17 protein-coding genes and 2 pseudogenes are annotated in these 22,751 nt (G+C 26.9%); 10 read left to right on the top strand and 9 right to left on the bottom strand.

Translation table 11 applies throughout. From position 1 onward, the window contains the following. Position 1: 1 nt before the first annotated feature. Complete coding sequence (locus QZ288_RS03710; protein WP_295155082.1) at positions 2–973, bottom strand: type I phosphomannose isomerase catalytic subunit; 972 nt, start codon at positions 971–973, stop codon at positions 2–4. A 302-nt stretch (positions 974–1,275) separates the two neighbouring features. On the opposite strand from QZ288_RS03710, the gene frr reads away from it, so the two are divergent. Genes frr through QZ288_RS03695 form a run of 3 tightly spaced genes read left to right on the top strand, consistent with a single transcriptional unit; the run spans position 1,276 to position 3,454 of the window. Continuing rightward, the gene (gene frr / locus QZ288_RS03705; RefSeq protein WP_295155080.1) at positions 1,276–1,824 is read left to right on the top strand and encodes a ribosome recycling factor; all 549 of its coding nucleotides are present in this window, start codon (positions 1,276–1,278) and stop codon (positions 1,822–1,824) included. Continuing rightward, complete coding sequence (locus QZ288_RS03700; RefSeq protein WP_295155078.1) at positions 1,821–2,543, top strand: isoprenyl transferase; 723 nt, start codon at positions 1,821–1,823, stop codon at positions 2,541–2,543. Before frr ends, QZ288_RS03700 begins: the two co-directional genes overlap by 4 nt. 5 nt (positions 2,544–2,548) lie before the next feature. Further along, on the top strand, positions 2,549–3,454 hold the full coding sequence (locus QZ288_RS03695; protein ID WP_295155076.1) for a phosphatidate cytidylyltransferase: 906 nt from the start codon (positions 2,549–2,551) through the stop codon (positions 3,452–3,454). A 154-nt stretch (positions 3,455–3,608) separates the two neighbouring features. Here the strand turns inward: QZ288_RS03695 and QZ288_RS03690 are convergent, their stop codons facing one another. The 4 genes from QZ288_RS03690 to QZ288_RS03675 form a co-directional block, all read right to left on the bottom strand. Next, entirely contained in the window at positions 3,609–5,198 is a 1,590-nt protein-coding gene (locus QZ288_RS03690; RefSeq protein WP_295155074.1) for an amidohydrolase, read from the bottom strand. A gap of 36 nt (positions 5,199–5,234) precedes the next feature. After that, positions 5,235–7,118 carry an ATP-binding cassette domain-containing protein gene (locus tag QZ288_RS03685; RefSeq protein WP_295155072.1) on the bottom strand — a complete coding sequence of 628 codons (1,884 nt, stop codon included), beginning with the start codon at positions 7,116–7,118 and terminating at the stop codon, positions 5,235–5,237. Between the two features lie 81 nt (positions 7,119–7,199). Beyond that, positions 7,200–8,615, bottom strand: a complete 1,416-nt coding sequence (murD, locus tag QZ288_RS03680; RefSeq protein WP_295155069.1) for a UDP-N-acetylmuramoyl-L-alanine--D-glutamate ligase — start codon at positions 8,613–8,615, stop codon at positions 7,200–7,202. A 111-nt stretch (positions 8,616–8,726) separates the two neighbouring features. Continuing rightward, complete coding sequence (locus tag QZ288_RS03675; protein WP_295155067.1) at positions 8,727–9,605, bottom strand: cation diffusion facilitator family transporter; 879 nt, start codon at positions 9,603–9,605, stop codon at positions 8,727–8,729. Between the two features lie 204 nt (positions 9,606–9,809). Here QZ288_RS03675 and fabD point away from each other — a divergent pair, with 204 nt between their 5' ends. After that, on the top strand, positions 9,810–10,724 hold the full coding sequence (gene fabD, locus QZ288_RS03670; protein ID WP_295155065.1) for an ACP S-malonyltransferase: 915 nt from the start codon (positions 9,810–9,812) through the stop codon (positions 10,722–10,724). Between the two features lie 124 nt (positions 10,725–10,848). Here fabD and ahpC read toward each other — a convergent pair whose 3' ends face one another. After that, positions 10,849–11,412, bottom strand: coding sequence for an alkyl hydroperoxide reductase subunit C (ahpC, locus tag QZ288_RS03665; RefSeq protein ID WP_295155063.1), 564 nt, complete (start codon positions 11,410–11,412; stop codon positions 10,849–10,851). A 251-nt stretch (positions 11,413–11,663) separates the two neighbouring features. On the opposite strand from ahpC, the gene pepF reads away from it, so the two are divergent. Together pepF and QZ288_RS11755 are read left to right on the top strand one after the other, a co-directional pair. After that, positions 11,664–13,484, top strand: a complete 1,821-nt coding sequence (gene pepF, locus QZ288_RS03660) for an oligoendopeptidase F (RefSeq protein WP_295155061.1) — start codon at positions 11,664–11,666, stop codon at positions 13,482–13,484. Positions 13,485–13,582: 98 nt separating this feature from the next. Beyond that, positions 13,583–13,786 (top strand): annotated as a pseudogene (locus QZ288_RS11755) (TM2 domain-containing protein). A 120-nt stretch (positions 13,787–13,906) separates the two neighbouring features. Here QZ288_RS11755 and QZ288_RS03650 read toward each other — a convergent pair. The 3 genes from QZ288_RS03650 to QZ288_RS03640 form a co-directional block, all read right to left on the bottom strand. Further along, complete coding sequence (locus QZ288_RS03650) at positions 13,907–17,521, bottom strand: DNA translocase FtsK (protein WP_295155057.1); 3,615 nt, start codon at positions 17,519–17,521, stop codon at positions 13,907–13,909. 36 nt (positions 17,522–17,557) lie between these two features. Continuing rightward, entirely contained in the window at positions 17,558–18,367 is an 810-nt protein-coding gene (locus tag QZ288_RS03645) for an undecaprenyl-diphosphate phosphatase (protein ID WP_295155055.1), read from the bottom strand. Between the two features lie 113 nt (positions 18,368–18,480). After that, positions 18,481–19,107, bottom strand: coding sequence for a hypothetical protein (locus tag QZ288_RS03640; protein ID WP_295155053.1), 627 nt, complete (start codon positions 19,105–19,107; stop codon positions 18,481–18,483). 87 nt (positions 19,108–19,194) lie between these two features. Between QZ288_RS03640 and QZ288_RS03635 the strand changes: the two genes are divergently transcribed. The 4 genes and pseudogenes from QZ288_RS03635 to QZ288_RS03620 form a co-directional block, all read left to right on the top strand. Continuing rightward, complete coding sequence (locus QZ288_RS03635; RefSeq protein WP_295155051.1) at positions 19,195–19,938, top strand: hypothetical protein; 744 nt, start codon at positions 19,195–19,197, stop codon at positions 19,936–19,938. A 10-nt stretch (positions 19,939–19,948) separates the two neighbouring features. Then, the gene (truB, locus tag QZ288_RS03630) at positions 19,949–20,848 is read left to right on the top strand and encodes a tRNA pseudouridine(55) synthase TruB (RefSeq protein WP_295155049.1); all 900 of its coding nucleotides are present in this window, start codon (positions 19,949–19,951) and stop codon (positions 20,846–20,848) included. A 228-nt stretch (positions 20,849–21,076) separates the two neighbouring features. After that, positions 21,077–22,192 carry an aminopeptidase P family protein gene (locus tag QZ288_RS03625; protein ID WP_295155047.1) on the top strand — a complete coding sequence of 372 codons (1,116 nt, stop codon included), beginning with the start codon at positions 21,077–21,079 and terminating at the stop codon, positions 22,190–22,192. Between the two features lie 371 nt (positions 22,193–22,563). Further along, positions 22,564–22,751 (top strand): annotated as a pseudogene (locus QZ288_RS03620) (class I SAM-dependent methyltransferase); the annotation flags it as partial.

The raw sequence follows: 22,751 nt of genomic DNA, 5'->3' as shown, positions 1-22,751 counted from the left end.
ATTATAAAGTTACCCTCAATAATTTAATTCCATTATCGCTTTCTATATTATAAACACCTAAATCTGCAGGTATTAAAACCGTTTTTCCAATATTAAGTACAATTCTATTATAATCAGATTCTATAATTCCTTTCCCTTCTAGTATAATGATTATCTCAAAGCTCTCTTCTATAGTGCTTGAAGAAAAATTATTATTTATAATATACTCTTCTGCAGTAAAATATTCATTTTTAAATATTGTATTTATTTCTAAATTATCATTTTTTATTTTGTTTTCTTTTTTTGATTTTAAACCATAAGAATTAATATCTTTTACAGCATTAAATGCATCTTCTATATGAAGCTCTCTATAATTACCATTTTTATCAGTCCTATTCCAATCATAAAGTCTGTATGTAATATCGCTAGGAGTTTGTATTTCAGCTATAACAATATTTCCAAGTATAGCATGTATGCATCCGCTTGGTATATAAAAAGCATCTCCCTTTTTTACATCAAAATAATTAAACATATTCTCTATATTCTGATTATTATTAACAGCTTTTTTTAAATCTTCGCTTGAAACATTTTCTTTTAATCCAATTAAAAGTTTTGCCTCTCCGTAAGTTTCCATAACATACCACATTTCATTTTTGCCATGTTTATTATGTCTTTTATTTGCATATTCTTCATCTGGGTGAACTTGTATTGATAATTTATCCTTTGAATCTATAAGTTTTACAAGCAATGGAAAATAATTTTCTTTGAATTTTGTACCTAAAAGTTTTTCTCTATATTCATTCACCAAATATGATAAAGTTTGTCCTTTTAATTTGCCATTAGAAACTATATTATTGTCATTGGGTAAATCGCAAATTTCCAAGCTTTCACCTATAATTTTATTTTTATCGAATGGTTTTGAATATACTGCAGATAGAAAATTTCCGCCCCAAATAACTTCTTTTGCTATTTCATCAAATTCCAATAAGTACATAGTATAATTGTATAATATAAAATAAATAATTCAATATATTTATGAATATTTTTTGCTATATATATAATCCTATTTCTTTAATGTTTGTATTCTTTTATATAAAAAGTGAATTTAAAATTATATAAAAAATGAATTTAAAAATAGAGAAGTAAAAAAAGAAATTAAAAAAAATAATTTAAATTAAAAAATATATAAAAGCTCATTTTTAATTAAACATTAAAGAAAAAATAATTAACTTGACAATAGTAATATATTAAATTATACTTAACTGCAGTAAAATATTTTTAAAGAGGTTTTTATCTATGTCAAAGGAATCATATAAAGATAGGATGGAAAAAGCAATTTCAAGTTTGCAAAATGATTTAAAAGGTATAAGAACAGGAAGAGCAAATGCTTCTATATTAGACGGAGTAAAAGTGGAAGCTTATGGAAGCAGTATGCCGTTAAAACAAGTTGGTAATGTTTCAACTCCTGATTCTAAAACTATTATGATACAGCCGTTTGATAAAGGACTAATCGGAGACATAGAAAAAGCTATATTAAAAGCTGATTTAGGTTTCAACCCTTTCAATGACGGAGGAAATATTAGAATAGTAGTTCCTGAACTTACAAAAGAAAGAAGAGAGGAATTAAAAAAAGGAGTAAGACATAGAGGAGAAGAAGCTAAAATCGCTGTAAGAAATATAAGAAGAGATGAAAACGATAAAATAAAAAAAGAATTAAAAGATAAAACAATTACAGAAGATGAATCAAAATCACAGGAAAAGAAAATACAAAATGACACTGATTCATATATAAAAAAGATTGATGATTTAATTAATTCAAAAGAAAAAGAATTAGACACTATATGATTACAGATGAGTCTAAAATACTTTCGCATGTAGCCATAATTATGGACGGTAATGGAAGATGGGCTAAATCTCATAATAAAATCAGAAGTATCGGACATAGGGCTGGAAGTGAAAATGTAATTAATATAGTAGAAGCCTGTTCTGAACTTAATATAAAATATTTGACATTATATGCATTCTCTACAGAAAATTGGAAAAGACCTGAAGAGGAGAAAAAAGCATTATTTAAATTATTAAAAGAATTCTATAAAAAAGAGATAAAAAGACTAATTTCAAATAATATTTTAGTAAAACATATAGGCGATATAAATGCATTTCCAAAAGATACTATAGCTGTTATAAAAGAAACTGAAAAAGAAACTTCTGAAAAATGTAAGAATCCTATACTTACTGTAATACTAGCTTTAAATTATGGTTTTAGAGATGAATTAAAAAATGCATTAAAAAATATATGCTATGAAGCAAAAAACAATAAAATAGATATAGAAAGTATTGATGAAAATTTTATAAGAAATTATTTATATACAAAAAATATCCCAGATCCTGATTTGATAATAAGAACTTCCGGAGAATCAAGACTAAGTAATTTCTTGATGTATCAGGCATCATACAGTGAATTATATTTTACTGATATATTATGGCCTGACTTTTCTAAAGAAGATTTTAAAAAAGCTGTAGAAGAATATTCAAATAGAAATAGAAGATATGGAGGACTATAGTAATTATGAAAAATAGATTAATATCTGTAGCACTTACATTGCCGTTATTCAGCATAATTATATTTTATGATAAAGTTATATATCTATTTCATATGCTTATATTATCTATATCTATATTCAGTGCATCAGAAATATTCTATATGGCAAAAGTACATAGACAAAAAAATTTAAGAACTGTAATAACTACTATGATAGCTATGGTATTAGGCTATGCTATAACTATGTGCGGAGTAAGTATATTAAAAGGAGACTTTTCTAATCTCTACAAAATAGTAGAAACTAAAAACCCGTCTATGGATTTATCATTAGTAATGGTTTTTGCTTTAATAGCAGTTTTATTTATCATAAATATGTTTAAAGTTAATGTTTCTACTTTTGAAGAAAAAGGAAGAGCTATATTAACAGCAGTATTTTGCTTTATATATGTAGGTTTAGGAGTATGGCATATATCTCTTATGCGTTTTATGCCTAGCGGTAAATATTATATAGTATTTATTTTATTATGCTCTTGGCTAAGCGATACAGGCGGCTATGTTGTAGGAAGAAAATTAGGAAAGCATAAACTTTCTAATAGTGCATCTCCAAATAAAAGCTATGAGGGCTTAGTCGGTATGTTTTTATTTACTATACCAATAGGAATTTTATACTATTTTCTATACTCTAAAGGATATTTAACTTTTATATTGGGAAAAAATATACCTAATTTTTCTATTCAGCAAATAATACTATTAACATCAATATTCACATTAACAGGATTTCTAGGAGATATGGGAGAAAGTTTAATAAAAAGAATGTATGATACAAAAGATTCGAGCAAATTATTTCCAGGTCATGGAGGAGTATTTGATATATTCGACAGCGTAATATTAACTGCCCCAATATCATATTATATATTTTTACTATTACAATAAAAATATTTAAAATTCATATAAAAAAGTATGTGTAAAAAAATATAAAAAATATAATAATAAAAAAGGACTAGGTAAATAATTACCAAATCCTTTTATATATAACAGTAATTAATTAAGTTATAATAGTAATTAATTAAATTATAATAGTAATTAATTAAGCACTATAAACTATGTCTCCGTCAATAATAGTTTTTAGTACTTTAATATTTTTTATTTCATTAGTATCTGTCTCAAATATATCTTTATCTAAAACTACAAAGTCAGCCAATTTATCCTCTTCAATACTTCCTTTAATATCATCTTCAGACGACATATAAGCACTTCCCATAGTATATAAATAAACTGCCTCTTTAACTGTAAGTTTTTCCTGAGGCATCCAGCCTGATTTGGGCCAGCCATTTAAATCTTCTCTATTTACAGCACAATGTATTCCTTCCATAACACTAATACCGTCAATAGGTCCTGATGAACCAAATCCTATATTTATTCCTATATCTTTGGCTGTTTTATAAGCATAACTAGTAGAAGCCTTTTGCTCTCCAACTCTATCTTCAACTATATGCATATCATAATGAAGAAATATAGGCTGATAATAAATACCAACATTAAGTTCTTTCATTTTTTCAAATAATTTTTTATCTGTTATCTGGCAATACATCAAGCCATTTCTTCTATATTTGAAATCTTTAGTATCCTTTATTTTTTCTATTGCATTTAATGCCATATCTATAGCTCCGTCTCCTGTAGCCTGTATAGCCAAAGAATAATCCAAACTATTAGCATAGGCAACTAATTCATCAAGGTCTTCCTGCTTATACTGAGAAATGCCTCTAAATCCCTTAGCATCATTATAATCATCTTTTAGAAGAGCTGTTCTTGAACCTATAGCACCGTCTATAATAAGTTTTATGCGTGAAACTTTAAATCTTTCATCATTAATATACTGATAATAATAATACTGTCTGAAATCATCTATATCTTTTTTATCAATAAACTGAGCCTGTTCGCATACTCTTATCTTTAATTTTTTCTCTCTATTTAGTTTCTGATAAGCATCTATAATTTTTCTATAATCAAAATCAGGAAGACTTCTTAAATCATCTGTCTGAACGGAAGTAATACCCATTTTGAAAAAAGCTTCCTGAGTATCTAATATTATTGATTTTAAAGTATCTATTTCAAGTGATTTTAATTTTGATAATATTAATATCATATCTTTAGAACTGATAAGACCATTTTCAAAATCTATACTGTCAGATTTCATTTTTTCATCAATACCGCATATTTCAAGTGCCTTGCTGTTTGCAGCTATCATCTCTCCGCAGCATCTTCTAAAAGCAATAGGATATTCATTTGAAATGCTGTCTAAATCATTTTTTGTAAGCATTCTTTTCTCTTCAAAATAATCTTGATTCCAGCCCCAGCCTATAACCCAGCCTCCATGCTTTTTGGAATCTTTTGCTAAATCTATTATTTCTTTTATGGATTTGCATTTGCTTAAATTAAGCATAGTATTAAAGCGTGCATATTCAACAAAACGAACGCAGCTGTCATTAAATCCGGGTACAACCGTTCTGCCTTCTAAATCTATTATATCTTCTATATCTTTACAATCAGAATATTGTTTTAATACTTCTTCATTACTTCCTGCAAAAGCTATTCTTCCGTTTTCAACAGCTAAAGCTTCATAAATATTATCATCTTTATCCATAGAATAAATTTTAGCATTTTTAAAAATTCTCATTTATTATCCTCCATTAACTATTAAAGTGGTATTTAATCATAAAATAGTCTTTATATTATCTATTTCCTCATTAACTAAAAGCCATTCATTTTCTGTATCCTCTATAAGCTTCTTTATTTCCGATAAACGCCTGCTTTTATAATCATCATAATTTGAAGAAGTTTCAAAAAATTCCAATATTTCAGCCTCTTCTTTTTTATAAGCCTCTATTTCTTTTTCATATTTTTTTATCAGAGATTCACATTTAGAAAGTCTGCTTCTAATTTTTTTTCTCTCTTCATAACTATTATTTTTATATTTATTACTATTATTTTTATCTTCACTACTATTATTTTTATCTTCACTACTATTATTTTTACCTTCACTACTATTTTTTTTATCTTCACTACTATTTTTTTTGCTATGATATTCTAATTCTTTTTCTTCCTCTTCTAAAGCATTAAGCCTCACACTATAAACATAAGCCTCATAATCTCCTGAATAAAGAGAAAGTTTTTTATCTTTAACTTCTATAATGGTATCAGCAAGCATACTTGCAAATGTTCTGTCATGCGAAGTAAAAAATATTGTTCCGCCATAATCTCTAAGTGAAGAAGCAAGTGCCTCAACAGTTTCAAAATCTAAATGATTAGTAGGCTCGTCCAAAATAAGCACATCGGCACACTGAGTAATAGCAGCAAGAAGCGAAAGCCTTGCCATCTCGCCGCCGCTTAAAACTTTAACATCTTTATTAACATCATCTCCTGAAAATAAAAAACTTCCCAAAAGAGTTAAAAGCTCCTGATTTAATAATCCCTGCTTAGCATTTTTTTTCAAATAGGAAAGCACTGTATCATTATAAGTTACATTTTTATAAGTATCCTCTCCGAAATATGCTGTCTTTATACCATAAGAATAATTATATGTACCTGATACAGGCTTGATTCTTCCTGCTATAGTTCTTAAAAAAGTGGTTTTTCCCTCTCCGTTTTCTCCTAATACAGCTATTCTGCTTCCTCTAGGTATCTCTATTCTTTTGCTCTCAGCAATTATTTTTTTACCGTATCCTACAGCTAAATCATCAGATATAATAGCAAATCCTTTTTTTGCAGGAACTTCAGGAAGTTTAATTCTAACATTTTTTGCAGGATGAGTAATTTCTATAGTTTTCATTTTCTCTATCTGCTTAATCCTAGACTGCACTGCCTTTGCCTTAGTAGCTTTATATCTGAATCTTTCGACAAATCTCTCTAAATGTGCCTTTCTTTCCTCCACATTTTTATTATATTTTCTTATTGTATATTCTTTTTCTTCTTTATATTCAAAGTAATCTTCTATATTTCCGGGAAAATATGTTATTTTTCCATTTTCCATTTCTATAGTTTTTTCGCATGTAGTTTTTAAGAATTCTCTGTCATGCGAAACTATTAAAAAGCCTCCGTTATAATCCATTAAAAAATTTTCTAAATCTATTAATGTATTTAAATCCAAAAAGTTTGAAGGTTCGTCTAATATCAAAAAATTAGGCTCATCAAGCATCATCTCGGCAAGTTTTACCCTCATTCTGTATCCGCTGGATAGATTCCCTAAATTATAATTAACTTTTATATGATCTATTGCGAATCTGCTTGCTATTTTTGAGCATTTCCAAGATTCTTTTCCTGTAACTCTTGTAAGATAATCAATTACTTTTTCATTATCATCAAAACCGCCCTGCTGACGAAGGTATCCTATTTTTATGTCATTAGAAAATACTATCTCTCCGTCATCAGCTTCTTCAAGCCCCATAAGTATTTTTAATAATGTTGTTTTTCCAGCTCCGTTTCTTCCTATCATTCCTATTTTAGATTTCTCTTCTATTAGGAGATTGACATTATCAAGCAGTACTTTATGAACAAATCTTTTAGATATATTAACTATATTTATAATACTTCTAGCCATTTTATTTTTCTTAATTTTTTTATGGCATTAATTTTATAATAATTTAAAAAAATATTCAAATATAAAAATAAAATAATTATATTAATTTGCAATATTATTTTCAAGTTTATGAACTAAACTTTTAAAACATTTTCCGCGTTCTTCATAATTTTTAAACATATCAAAACTAGCACATCCCGGAGACAATAAAACCGTATCTCCATTTATAGATATAGCAGAAGCATAATTAAAAGCATCTGTAAAATCTTTTATTATAATTTTATTTTCAAAATGCAGCATCTCATCAAGGGACTCAGCAGCCTCTCCAATAAGTATAAGTTTCTTTACCCTAGCTTCTATAATATTATTTAAAGATGTAAAATCTATATTCTTATTTCTGCCGCCCATTATCAATATAATATTTTTATCAAAAGATTTTAAAGCACTCATTACAGCATTCATAGATGTTGCTTTTGAGTCATTAATATATTTTACTCCGTTTATTTCAGAGACAAATTCTACCCTATGTTCTATACCTTTAAAATTATTTACAGCATTTTCTATATACTCTACTGGTATTTCATTTTTTAAACATATCAAAACTGAAGCTAATATATTTGATATATTATGCCTGCCCAATACTTTTCTATTCTTTATAGAAAATAATTTTTCATTCTCATAATATATATAATCATCTTCTTCATTATAGTAAATATCAGTAAATTTGCTTTTTATGGAAAATGTAAGAAGCTTCATCTTGCTGTTATTATTAAGTTCATTATACCAAAGATTTGTATATACATTATCATAATTGAGTATAAGAAAATCGTTTTTATTTTGATTTATGCTTATATTTTTTTTTGCATTAAAATAATCTTCTATATCCTTATATCTGTCAAGATGATCTTCAGCTATATTTAATACTGCAGCTATATGGCTGTGAAATTTTTCAAGAGTTTCTAATTGAAAACTTGAAAGCTCTAATATAATATCCTCATCATATTCTATAGTTTCAACTTCTTTAGAAAAAGTATTTCCAACATTGCCTAAAAGTCTTGCTTTTTTATATGAGCTTATTATTTTATGAACTAATGTAACAGTAGTAGTTTTTCCGTCAGTGCCTGTAACTGCAATATAATTTCTATTTGGAAGAAGATTATATGCAAATTCAATTTCGCCTATTATTTTTATTTTTCTTCTTTTAGCTTCTTCTACTATAGGTATTGTATGGGGTATGCCCGGAGAAATAATTATAAGAGTGATATTATCTAAAATAAATATTTCCTGATTTCCTAAAAATAGCTTGGCATCTTTATCTTTCAAAGCATCTATACTGTCTTTTAATTCTTCTTCTGTTTTACTGTCGCTTAAAGCATATTTAATATTAGATTTTAATTTTTTATTTATATCATATAATATATTGGCTATACTAATGCCGCTTCTTATAGTTGCACCTAATATTAATATATTCTGTTTTTTTAGAACTTTTATATATGTTTTATTCAAATCTAAAATCATTTTCAGCACCAAATTAAAAAATTATAATGTTTATATAACTTATTATAACAGAAGAATGATAAATTTAAATGATTTATTTTTTATAATAAAATAAAAGTTTATATTCTGTTTTTATTTATATGTTTCTATATGTATAGTAGGTTCTATACTTAGTTTTTCTCTTATAGCATTTTCAAATATAGTAGCTTTTAAATGTGCCTCATAAACTGTCATATCTTTAGGAAAACGCATATGAAAAGTTATTTCACTATGATCGCCGTAAGTATGTATATGAAAATGATGCAAATTAGAATCAATATTATCAATATTAATTTCTTCAGCTATTTTTTTAATATTTTCTATAATTTCTTCAGAAGGATGTTCTCCTATAAGAGGCTTTACACTTGATTTAATAACATCAAAGGCAGCATAAAATATGACTAATGCCACTAATATACTCAAAACACTGTCCATCCACCATAAATTATTACCAAATAAAATACCTGCTAATATTATTATAGATGTAATGCTGTCGCTTCTATGATGCCAAGCATCAGCATATAAAGATTTAGAACCTGATTTTCTATAACCCCAAAAAGAATACTGAGCTAATAATTCTTTTACAAGTATTGAAACTATCATAGCTATTATTGAAATCATAGTAAAAGAGGCTGATTTTTTATTCATAATATTTTCAATTGCCTCAGAAAAAAAAGTATATCCGATAAATACAAGCATTATTCCCACTATAAAACTTGTTATAAGTTCTATTCTTCCATGTCCGAAAGGATGTTCTTTATCAGGAGGTCTTCTTGAAAATATTCCGCCTATTATAACAATTACACTGCTTATACAATCGCTTAATGAATGCCAAGCATCCGCCATAATAGAAAGAGAACCTGTTATTATACCTGCAAAATATTTAAATAAAAAAAGCAGTACATTAATAATTACAGATATAATGCCCTCTGAAATCATATATTTAGATTTTTTTTCATTGCTGATATTCATACTTTTTATCCCATTTTTTATATAGATTAAATATAATCAATTTGATATAAATTTCAATTATGAAAACATAAATTGTTATTTACAGTTTAGAGTATTTTAACTTTTAAAAAATTAATATCTTGATAAAAGCAGATTTTTTTGTTAATATTTGAAACGCTAATAAAAAATAAAATTTATAATTTATATAAAAAAAGGAGAATAAATATGCCGAATATAGCATTTCTATTTCCAGGTCAGGGCTCTCAAAGTGCCGGTATGGGAAAATCTTTATATGATAATGTAGCCGAATCTAAAGCAGTATTTGATAAGGCTGCTAATATTTTGGAAGATATTGATATTAAAGCATTATGCTTTGAAGGAAGCGAAGATGATCTAAAAAAAACAGAAAATACTCAGCCTGCATTGGTTACGGTAGGCATAGCTGTTTATGAAGCATTAAAAGCTAAAGGAGTTAAAGGAAATTTATTTGCAGGGCATAGTTTAGGAGAAATTACTGCTCTTTCTGCTGCTGGTTATATATCTTTTGAAGATGCTGTAAAAATTGCAAGAACAAGAGGATTATTGATGGCTAAAGCAGGTGCTGATGCCCCTTATGGTATGGCTGCCGTATTAGGATTAACTTATGATGATGTAAGCAAATGCATGCCTGAAAATAAAGAGGTTGTTGCCGCTAACTATAATTTAAAAGATCAAATAGTTATATCAGGATTACTTAGTGCTATAGAAACAGTTACTCCAAAACTTAAGGAGGCTGGTGCTAAAAGAGTTATGCCTCTAAAAGTATCCGGTGCTTTTCACTCTCCTTTTATGAAGCCTGCTGCTGACAGCTTGAAAGATTTTTTAGAAAAGATAGAATTGCATAATAATGATAATAAAGTTTTATCAAATGTTACATCAGAAGTTCATAACTTTGATTCCATAAAAGAAAATCTATACAAACAAATGTTTTCTACTGTAAGATGGTATGACAGTATGATAAATATTCAAAAACAAGGCATCACAAAAATATTTGAATGCGGACCTGGTAAAGTTTTAATAGGTATGAGTAAAAAAATCACTCCTGATATAGAAGCATTGCCTGTATTTGATATTGATTCATTGAATGCAGCTGTTAATTAAAAAAATATTTCAGCAAATAAAAAAGATGGGATTTATTTGAAAAATATTTCCCATCTCTTATTTTATAAGCATAATAATATATATTGTCTGTAATTTAATAATTTATATATATATTATTAACAAATTATAGTTTTCCAACTAAATCTATTCCGGGTTTTAAAGTTTTAGCACCCGGCTTCCATTTAGCAGGGCAAACTTCTCCTCCATGTTCAGCTACATATTGAGCAGCCTGCACTTTACGCAATAATTCATTGGCATCTCTTCCTATTCCCATATCATGCACCTCATAAGCTTTAATTTCGCCTTCAGGATTTAAAATAAAGCTTCCTCGTAATGCTTTTCCTTCGCCTTCTACATATACTTCAAAAAATTTAGCCAATACTCCTGCAGGGTCTCCAAGCATTATATATTTAAGATTCTTAATAGTATCTGTAACATCTGCCCAAGCCTTATGTACAAAATGTGTATCCTCAGATACTGAATACACTTCGCAATTAATTTTTTTCAAATCATCATAAACTGTCTGCAAATCTCCCAATTCTGTAGGACATACAAATGTAAAGTCTGCAGGATAAAAGAAAAATACACTCCATTTTCCTAAAACATCTTTAGTTTCAACTGTTTTGAATTCGCCGTTTTGATAAGACTCAACTTTGAAATCTATTAGCTTTTTATTGATTAAACTCATATTATAACTCCTTTTATTAATGATTGAATAGTCTAACAATATATTAAATAATAGTTTTGTCAAGTGAAAGAATATATATATTAGTAAAAATTACTAAAAAGGCAGTATTTTTTTTATTATTGCTACTAATTATTGTTTTATTATTGAAAACTGTCAATTTATTTTTATTATTGCTTGATAAAAAATTATTATATAAAACAATATTTTATGTTATAATTTGCCAAATATATTATTTAAGGAGTAAACATTATATGAAGAATGAAAACAATACGAATGTTTTAATAGAAAGAAAAGATGTCAAAATAGAAGATACTTGGGATTTAAGTTTATTATATAAAAATGATGAAGAGTTTGAAAAAGATTTTAAATTCATAGAAGATTTTTCAAAGGAAGTTATAAAGTTTAAAGGCAGTTTATCAAAATCAGCATCTGAATTAAAAAACATATTAGACAGTATTATGAAAGCATATATTATATTAGAGAAATTAGGCTCTTATGCATTCTTAAAACAAACAGAAGATTTAACAAATAATGACTCCAATATAAAAGCAGCAAGATACTATAAACTTTCATCAGAGCTTTCTGCAAATCTTAGTTATTTTGAACCTGAATTAATGAGTATAGAAGATGAAAAAATTAATTCTCTTTTGAAAGATGAAGCATTAAAAGATTATTTAATTTATTTAAATAAAATACTAAAATATAAGCCTCATACATTATCAGAAAAAGAAGAAAGAATATTAGCCCTTCAAAGCGAATTATCTTCAACAGCTTCAAATGTTTTTGATACTTTAAATGATGCTGATTTAGATTTCGGAGAATTAGAGTATAACGGAAATAAAATTCCATTAACTCATGCATCATTTTCAAGTTTTCAGGAAAGCCAAGACAGAGAAATAAGAAAAAATAGCTATAATCAATTTTATAAAGAATATGATAAGCATAAAAACACATTAGCAGAACTATATGCAAGTCAAATAAAGCAGGATATTTTTGACGCTAGAATAAGAAATTATAAAAGTGTAAGAGAAATGGAATTATTTAAAGATGATATACCTGTTAGCGTTTATGACAGCTTAATTGAAAGCGTACATAATGCCTTGCCTGTAGTGCATAGTTATTATGAATACTGTGCATTAAAATTAGGAATAGATGATTTCAGACAATATGATAAATATGCCCCTGTTGTGAAAGATATTAAAATATATAATACATTTGATGAAGCAGTAGAAATTTTAAATAAAGCCTTATCACCTTTGGGCGAAGAATATGTATCTATTTTGACAAACGGACTTAATTCAAGATGGGTTGATAAATATGAAAATAAAGGAAAAACCAGCGGAGCATTTTCTGCAGGCTGCTACACTTCAGAGCCTTATATATTAATGAATTTCAGAAATGAAAGTATTGAATCTCTATTCACGTTAGCACATGAAGCAGGACATAGTATGCATAGTTATTACAGCAGAAAAAATAATCCTTTCCAGCATCATGATTATACTATATTTGAAGCAGAGGCGGCATCTACTTTCAATGAAAAACTTTTATTTAATTATCTTATGCAAAATGAAAGCAAAAAGGAAGTTAAAGCATTTTTACTTAATAAAGATATAAACGGATTCATTGCAACAGTATTCAGACAAACTATGTTCGCAGAGTTTGAGCATATAATTCATAAAGAAGCAGAGGAAGGCAATCCTGCAACATTGGAGCTTATAAGAACTGTTTATAAAGATTTACTAAAAAAATATTTCGGAGAAAAAGCAGTACTTGAAGAGACAAGCGATTTAGAGGCTTTAAGAATACCGCATTTTTACCGTTCATTTTATGTTTATAAATATGCTACAGGTATGTCGGCTGCTGTTGCTTTATCTAACGGAGTGCTTGAAGGAAATGCTAAAGGAGATTTCACTAATAGAGATAATTATTTGAAATTCTTAAAAAGCGGAGGAAGCAGAACGCCTATAGAAAATTTCAAAGCTGCAGGCATTGATATGACTAAACCTGAAGTTGTAGAAAGTGCATTAAAACTATTTGCTAAAGAGGCTGAAGAATTAAAAGCATTAAATTAGAAAAAATATAAAATACTTCTATTTTTTATAATCTAATATATACTATACTTTCAGAGCTTAATATATACTTGAGTATAAATAAATTTTAAGGAGAATATATGGAAGTTTCAGATAGAAGCTGGGTTATTACATTACTTCTTGCTATATTTCTTCCTGTTCATAGATTCTATGTCGGAAAAATAGGAACAGGAATACTATTCTGGCTTACTGCCTGAGGTTTCGGTATATGGTACATTATAGATATTATAATGATACTATTAGATCAATTTACTGATAAAGAAGGCAGAAAATTAAGAAAATAATTTTTAAAAATAAAAACAAGAGAATTAATAATATATTAGTTCTCTTGTTTTTTAAGATAGGTATAAATATTTGATAGTTTCTCATTAATTTAATTTATTCAATTAATTTATTCATCTAATTTACTCATCTAAAGTTATTAAAACTTCTCTAGGCTTGCTTCCATTTTCAGGTCCTACTATACCCTGACGCTCCATTATCTCCACTATTCTGGCAGCTCTATTATAGCCTATTTTTAAACGTCTTTGAAGAAATGATGCACTAGCCTTTCCTGTTCTAGCTACCAACTGCACAGCATCTTCCCAAAGCTCCTCATCAAGTATATCTTCCTCATCAGTATTCTTATCATCAGCATCGCTTCCCTCTAAAGCAGCAATAAGACTCTCATCAAACATAGGAGGCATCTGAGCTGATAAATAGTCAACAACTTTTTTTACCTCATTATCAGAAACAAAAGCACCCTGAACTCTATCAGGCATCTGACTTCCTGAAGCACAGAATAAAGCATCTCCCTTACCCAATAACTGCTCTGCTCCTGACATATCAATTATAATTCTTGAGTTAGTTTTATTAGGTACTTGGAAAGCTACTCTGGTAGGAAGATTCGCTTTAATAACTCCTGTAACAACATCTGCAGAAGGTCTTTGAGTTGCTATTATCAAATGTATTCCTACTGCCCTGCTCATTCCTGCCAAACGAGATATCAAATCTTCAACCTCTTTTGATGCGACAACCATCAAGTTATGAAGCTCATCGATAACAAGAACTATATAAGGAAATAATTCTAAAGGCTCTCCGTTAAATTCTGTTTCGCCTTCTTTTAATAATTGTCTTACTTTTTCATTGTATGTCTTAACATTTCTTACAAAAAATCTCTCCATTCTCTCATATCTTTTCTCCATTATATCAACAATATATCTTAATACTATAGTAGCTTTTTTCTCATCGGAAACTACAGGCGACATCAAATGAGGTATGCCGTTATATATAGAAAGTTCTACTCTTTTTTTATCTACAAATATAAACTTAAGCTCATCAGGTCTGAACTTATATAAAAGAGAAAGTATTATCGTAGAAAGACAAACACTTTTACCTGAACCTGTAGTACCTGCTACAAGCAAATGCGGAGCTTCCGACATATCTGATACAACATTATTTCCGTATATGCCTTTGCCTAATACAAATGGTATATCAAGTTTGGACTGTCTGAAATCAGTACTTTCTAAAACATCTCTCAAATAAACTGCACTTCTCACTTTATTAGGTATCTCTATACCTATAACAGAGCGTCCGGGTATAGGTGCAATTATTCTCACACTTTCAGATGCTAAAGCTAAAGCAATATTATCTGTAAGATTTGATATTTTTGAAACTCTTATTCCTGAAGCTATTTCTAATTCATATCTAGTAATAACAGGTCCTCTTGATACTCCTGTTACCTTTGCCTCAATATTAAAATCCAATAATGTATGCTCCAACTGCATTGCTGTCTGTTTAATAGATTCCATCATAGCACCGTCATTAATAGGTATAGATCTGTTTAATAAATCAAAAGGCGGATATTTATAATTTTTATCAACATATTTTGTATCAAAGTTAGACTGTATACGCTCAGCATCTAAATTCTTGATAGATTTAGTGCCTATTATCGATTTCATAGGCTTAAGTGTATCAACTGTTTTTTGAGATTCTATATTTATAAATCCTGATTCCTCATAAGGAGTATTATTTATATTTTCATTATCAGTATTAAAACTAGTATATGATTTTGTTTCATTTTTTTTATTTTCTAATTCATTTGATTTATCATCAATTATATTATCTAATTTATCATTATTTTTTTTATTATTATCTTTGCTGCTATTATTATTTTCTTCTAATGAATTATTATCATACTCATTTATTTTATTATCTTTATTATCTTTATTATCATTTGAAGATATTATATTTCTAGTTTTTAATCTAATATCTTCTATATTTGAATCTGCATTTGAATTTGCATTAAAAAGCTCCTCTTCATCTAAATCAAATTCATCTATTTTACTGTCAGTATAATTATTATAATTCGGTATATGATCAGCTCTATTGTATCCTCTTTTAGAAGCATATCCCATAGCAAATTCAAATGCTTCTTTTTTATTTTTATTAGTATTATTTGAAGTTAAAATATATTCTTCTTTGTTATTTTCAATATTGTTATTTTCTGCATTATGCTTATTTATAGTTTCTATCATAGTGCTGATATTATCATAATCATTCTCTTGATAAACATTATTTCTTTTATTTTCTTCAATTAATCTCTGCAATTTTTCAAAGCTGTCTTCTTCTTTAGTTTCTCTTTCTTCTGTTTCTTCTTCTTCTGAATATTTATATGCATCATTATTATTATAATCATATATAAAATCTTCATCATAATAATTTTCTGTATAATTTTCTTTGCTATTTGCTTTTATATACTGCTCTTCAATATTATACTTATTATAATTATTAACAGAATCATCATAAGCTGCCCTTTTAAAATCCGACTTTTTTAAATAATTAATATTATAATCAAGTTTTTCAAAATAATCATTTAAATATTCTCTGCCTTCTTCATTTTTTTTTTTATTTATAAAGTCATTATAATAATTTCTGTAAAAATCATCCTGCATTTCAATACTGCTTCTATAATCAGCTGTACTTTTATTTGCTTTATCTTTTCCAAATACAGCCTCAGCTAAAGTTAATCCTAAATCCTCTTCTGAATGTTCTAATGTATTTACATTTATTCCATTGAATTTTGTATTTCTTAATTCATTTACAAGAAAATCAGCTTCTTTATTATTTATATCTGCTTTACTAAAAAAATTATTTACAGAATCATTTCTTCTTAAAAGCTTCTCTCTGTATTTTTTTTCATCAAAATCATAATTAGAATTTTCTATCTTTTCTATAAATTTTATATTTTTAAACTCTAATTCAGAAACATCTTTAGTATAAAATAAAGGCATATAATCTTTTGTATATACTTTCTCTTTATTATCTGTATGCAAAGAAGCTTCAGACTTCATTTCTAAATCTTTTATTCCATTAACAACCTTTTGTTCTATGTCTTTTATCTTTTCCAAATCTACACTTTTAACTATATTTTTAAAATAATTTACTAAATCCATTATAGAAACTTTTGCAAAAATAATAGCAGTTATCAGAAAAGAAGATAATACTATCATAACAGCACCTGTCTTTCCAAATAAAGAAACTAAAGAACCACCTATAATCTTACCTAATATTCCGCCTTTATTATAAAAATCTAAACTTCCCAAAAATATATTAAGAAGTATACTAAAAAGTATCATTAATATAGATGAAGATACTGCAGATATTAATATTCTGTCTGCGGAATTTTTTAATATAATATTGACTCCTGCATATATAAAAAATGCAGGTATAATATAAGAAGCAAAACCAAATGCTAAAAATGAATAGCTTGATATATAAGCTCCGAATATGCCTAATAAATTTCTTATTTCTTTATTTGAGCTTAAATCTTCCATATTCATACTTAAATATGAAAGCAGAAGTATTCCTGCAAATAAAAGACATAAAAAACCTATTATATCAAAAAAAAGATTTCTATTTTCATATTCTTCTTTAATAAAGTCATCAATAGAGTCATCAAAAGCTTCTGACTTTTTTTCTAATTCTCTTTGTTCTGCTCTTTTTTGTATATTTAATTTATTTTTAAATAGCTTCATCATATAAAACTCCAATACCTATATATAAAACTCCAATAACTATAACTGCATAAAATAAAAGAAAACTGCCATTCCAGCAATCATACAATAAAAGCCGAAATAGAAAAGTCTGCCTTTTTTCAAAAATGAAAGAAGTAATTTCAATGCTATAATCCCGAATATAAATGCTGAAACAAATCCAGCCAAAGAGTATGTAATATTAAAATCAGCAATATCTTTTATTGATAATAATAAAGCTCCGAATACTGCAGGCAATGATATCAAAAAAGAAAATTTTCCAGCTAAATCTCTATTTAATCCCAAAAATAAAGCAATGCTTATAGTTAATCCAGACCTTGATATTCCGGGAAATACAGCAATAGACTGTGCCAAGCCTATTGTAAATGCATTCCTATATGTCATAGAATATAAATCTTTCAAATCATCGCTGTAAGTATTTTTATCTAATTTTCTAGTAAGAAGAAGCACCGAACCTGTTATAATTAAGTTAAGCCCTATTCTTGATAAATCTATATTGCTTAAATATTTTTCTAATAATAATCCTGTTACAGCAATCGGTATAGAAGCAACTATCACCATTAAAGACATTCTGAAGCCTTCATTATTTTTACTTGCATTATTAATATCTTTCAATCCTGTGAAAAATCCTGCAATAGCATTTATTATATCTTTATGAAAGACTAAGCAAACGGCTAAAAAAGTTCCAAAATGCAGAGCAACTTCAAATGATAATATATTTTCTAAATGAAAATCTATAAAATATTCTATTATTCTTAAATGTCCTGAACTTGATACAGGAAGAAATTCTGTTATTGCCTGAATTAAGCCCAATATTACAGCTTTAATCATTAAACTACCCCATTGTTTACATAATATCGATATAATTTTCGGATAGTTTAAAAAAAATAATAGTAAAAAATTATGTAAACTGAATTATGATAATATAGGCTTTTATTAATAAATCATTCTAAAACAGTTTCAATAACAACATTATATTCATTAGAACTATAGCTTTCTTCCAATATATAAGCTTCATTTGTAAGGCTTACAGCTTTGTTAATATCTATATCATTGCTTCTTAATATTTTAAATAATGATTCGTATGCTCTTTTTAAAGCATTTTGAGTGAGCATTTGTCTTGTATAGGCATTTAATTTTGCAGTTTCTGATATTTCTATAGAAGCATTAGCTCTGAAAATTTTTTCATCTACACTGCCCTCTTTCTTTAATTTACTTAGTACTTCTAATGTTCTATCATAAAGGCTGTCATCTTTAATATTTATTTCAACATAATAATTATCATTTTTTTTATACTCTTTTATTTCAGCTATATCCTTATTATTAAAATCTATCAAATTATAATCTTTTAAAGATACAGCAACTATATTAAAATCATTTCTACTTATAATTGAAGCTGTTTCTTTGGCTATATTATAATATATGCTGTCAATAGCCTTTGATTTGCTAGCTTCAAAACTCAAATCCGTATAAACTTTTGAATATAAATATCCTTTTCTAATATTATTCTTTGAGCATGAAACTAGTAATAATAATAAAATAATGATTAAATACAGCTTGTTTTTTTTCATAATATATAATAAATTATCCTTTTATAATTTAATTATTTTAACTTTATCATATTTATAATTGTAAAACAAGTACATAAGGATTTAATATTGAATATAAAAATATTTGCATTATTACTTATTATAGTAATGCTTTTATCATGTCATAAAAAAGAGGATAATTTTCTTGAAGATACTGCATCTTTAGATAAAGCATATATGGATACACTGCTTATAATCAGAGATGTTAATGATACTAAGAGAAAAGAAGCAATAGAGAAATTTATAATTGTATGGAATGATTTTAAAAAAAAATATTATAATTCCAATAAAGAAGACCCACAATGGAAAACAGATTTTGATTCTCTTCAGGATATACTTATACGCTCTCATTATTATATATCAAGCAAAGAAGATGAAAGTGCAGGATATTCGATATTTAATGATATTAAGTATGTATTATCAGATTTAAGAAAAAGAAATAATGTTAATTGGTTTTTTGATAATTTAAACTCTATATACAAAGCAGCATACAGAGTAGGAGAACTTTCAAAAATATATGCAGGCAATAATACTATGCTTACTTCAGAAGAAGAAGAAAAATTGATTGCGGTATATTATCTGCTTGATGCTGCCGTAAAAACAACAGTATCAGAATTTGATAAAAGCAATATACATCTTCTTCATTTATCTCAGCAGCAATTAGGCACACTTAAGCATAATATAGAAACAATAGATGATTTAGTAAAATCTATAGGAAATGATTTATTTTCAAAAAAATACAGCAATATTTCTAATATATCAGAAAATATTTTAAATATATATTTTAACTCTCTGCAGATAATAAGAGGATAATTAAATAATAGTGAAAGGATTTTGCATTTTAAATAAACCTGCAGGCATAACCTCTTTTGATGCCGTAAAGAAAACCAAAAAAATATTAAAGCAGAAAGAAAATATAATAGAAAAAAAAGCAGGACATGCAGGCACATTGGATCCTTTTGCCGAAGGAGTATTGATATTAGCATTTGCAAGATATACAAAACTATTTTTTTTATTTGATGATTTAAATAAAGAATATATTGCTGAAGGAGTATTCGGAGAAAGCAGAGATACCGATGATATAGACGGAAATACAATAAAAAAATCAAATAATAATAATAAATTAAGTTTTAAAGAATTAGAAAATATAATAAAAACAAATTTCAAAGGAAATATAATACAAAAACCTCCTATATACAGTGCTAAAAAAATAAATGGAAAAAGAGCTTATGATTTGGCTAGAGATAATAAAAGTTTTGAATTAAAAGATATTAATGTTTATATAGAAAGCATTGAATTATTAGAATATAATTATCCCTATTTTAAAATAAGAACTTCGGTAAGCAAAGGCACATATATACGCTCAGTAATAAGAGATATAGGAGAGTTTACAGGAAATCTTGCATATACAAAAAAGCTGATAAGAACTGCAATAGGAAATTATAATATTAATTTATCATGCACTATTAATGATATAGATTCAAATAAAATACTTTCATTCTTTGATATGTTTAAAAATTTTGATAAAATAGAAATAGAAGATACTTCAGATATAAAGCAGATATTATGCGGCAATACAAAGATAATAGAAAATATAAAAATAAATAACAGATATGCAGCATTAACTGATAATAAAAATAATCTCATTGCCCTAATAGAAAAAAACATAAATGAAAAAAGTATAAATGAAAAAAATAATAAATATGCATTTATAGATATTTAATAAAAGATATTTAATAAAAGATATTTAATAAAAAAAAATTCTATTACATTAAAAAAATAATATTATTTCTATTAATAATAATTTATAAGTAAATTAACATAATACAAAATCAATATTTGATTTTTTTTGCAATAGATATATTATATTAATGCTGGAGAAGATTTCATATTTAACTTCGGCTCATTTATTATCAATATAAAAAGAAATAAATATATTATGGAGTTTAAAATGTGCAAATTAACTTTAACTGAAAGCGGAGAAAATAAAAAATTTAATTATGATGCAAGACTAGAAAGATTATTAAAATTAACAAATGAAAATCTTCTCATCACTAAAAATGAAAATATATTCTATCTTACAGGCTTCAAAGGCAGTGCAGGCTGGCTTCTTATAAGCGAGGGTAAAAAATATTTATTTGTAGATTCAAGATACTGCGAACATGCTTCTAAAGTTACACATAAAACTACTGTTATACTTGTAGCAGGCACATATTATGATGCTTTGGCTGAATTTTGTAATGAAAAAAATATAAAAGAGTTATATACTGCTAAAAACGGACTTTATCTTTCTGATTATGAAAATATAGTTTCTTCAATGGTTAATAAATCTATAAAAATAGGAATAAGCAAAGCTAATGTTGATAGCATAAGAAATGTCAAAGAAAAAGAAGAGATAAAAATAATTAAAGATAATTTAAATAGAGCAGAAAAAGCGATGACTAAAATGCTTGCCTTTGTAAAAGAAGGAATAACAGAACAGGAATTAGCGGCAGAACTAGAATATCAAATGCGTAAAGAGGGAGGAGATAAAACAGCTTTTGATACAATTCTGCTTTTCGGCGATAGAACATCTCTTCCTCATGGCGTGCCTTCGGATAGAAAATTGAAATTAGGCGATAATATACTTATGGACTTCGGATTATCAAAAGACGGTTATAAAAGCGATATAACAAGAACTTTTTTCTTCGGTAAAGGAAGCAGTTTTGAAGATATGAGTAAAATATATAATATAGTTAGGGAAGCACATCAGAAAGGCATAGAAGCAATTCATTCAAAAGTATTAGGAAAAGAAGTTGATAATGCGGCTAGAGAAATAATAAAGAATAATGGATACGGACAGTACTTCGGTCATGGATTAGGACATAGTGTAGGACTTGAAATACATGAAGACCCTAGACTTTCTCCTCTTGCTGAACATACTCTTGAAGGCGGATGCATAGTCACAGTTGAGCCAGGAATATATGTACCCAATTTAGGAGGAGTTAGAATAGAAAATATGGTTATAGTAACAAAAGACGGAGGAGTTTCTATGAATGATACGCCTACCGATTTAATAGTATTATAATGTCATAAAAATAGAAATATTATATTGAAAGTGTATAAAGCCTGATATTTACACTTCGCATCATAATATATAAATACTTGTATGTATTATAGTATTTTTTATCAAAACTAATTATTTTTAAAGAAAATTATTTTTTATCATATTAAATAAAAATATAGTTGACTATTTTTTTAATTTATGTATAATATTTCAATGAATTATATTAATAATCAGCAATCAGCAATCAGCAATCAGCAATCAGCAATCAGCAATCAGCAATCAGGCAGACTTATCTAACAAGCAAATCTAAATATACAAAAAAAATTTATCAACTCAAATACATCCTTTGTATTTTACAAAATAATATATCTAATTCATTTTAAGGGTTTTATATGAAAGAGCATATTTTAGATTTATTTTTGAGAAAATATAGAATTAATATGGTAAAGCCTACAATAAAAAAATATAATAACTGCAGATTACTTGATATCGGCTGCGGTTGGGAAGCCAGACTTCTAAAATCTATTGAAGACTATATAGAATATGGTGTTGGAATAGATTTTAAACCGCCTGAGTTAAA

Source organism: uncultured Brachyspira sp., assembly GCF_910578695.1.
Taxonomy (GTDB): Bacteria; Spirochaetota; Brachyspiria; order Brachyspirales; family Brachyspiraceae; genus Brachyspira.
This window is presented reverse-complemented; position numbering and strand designations above follow the sequence as displayed.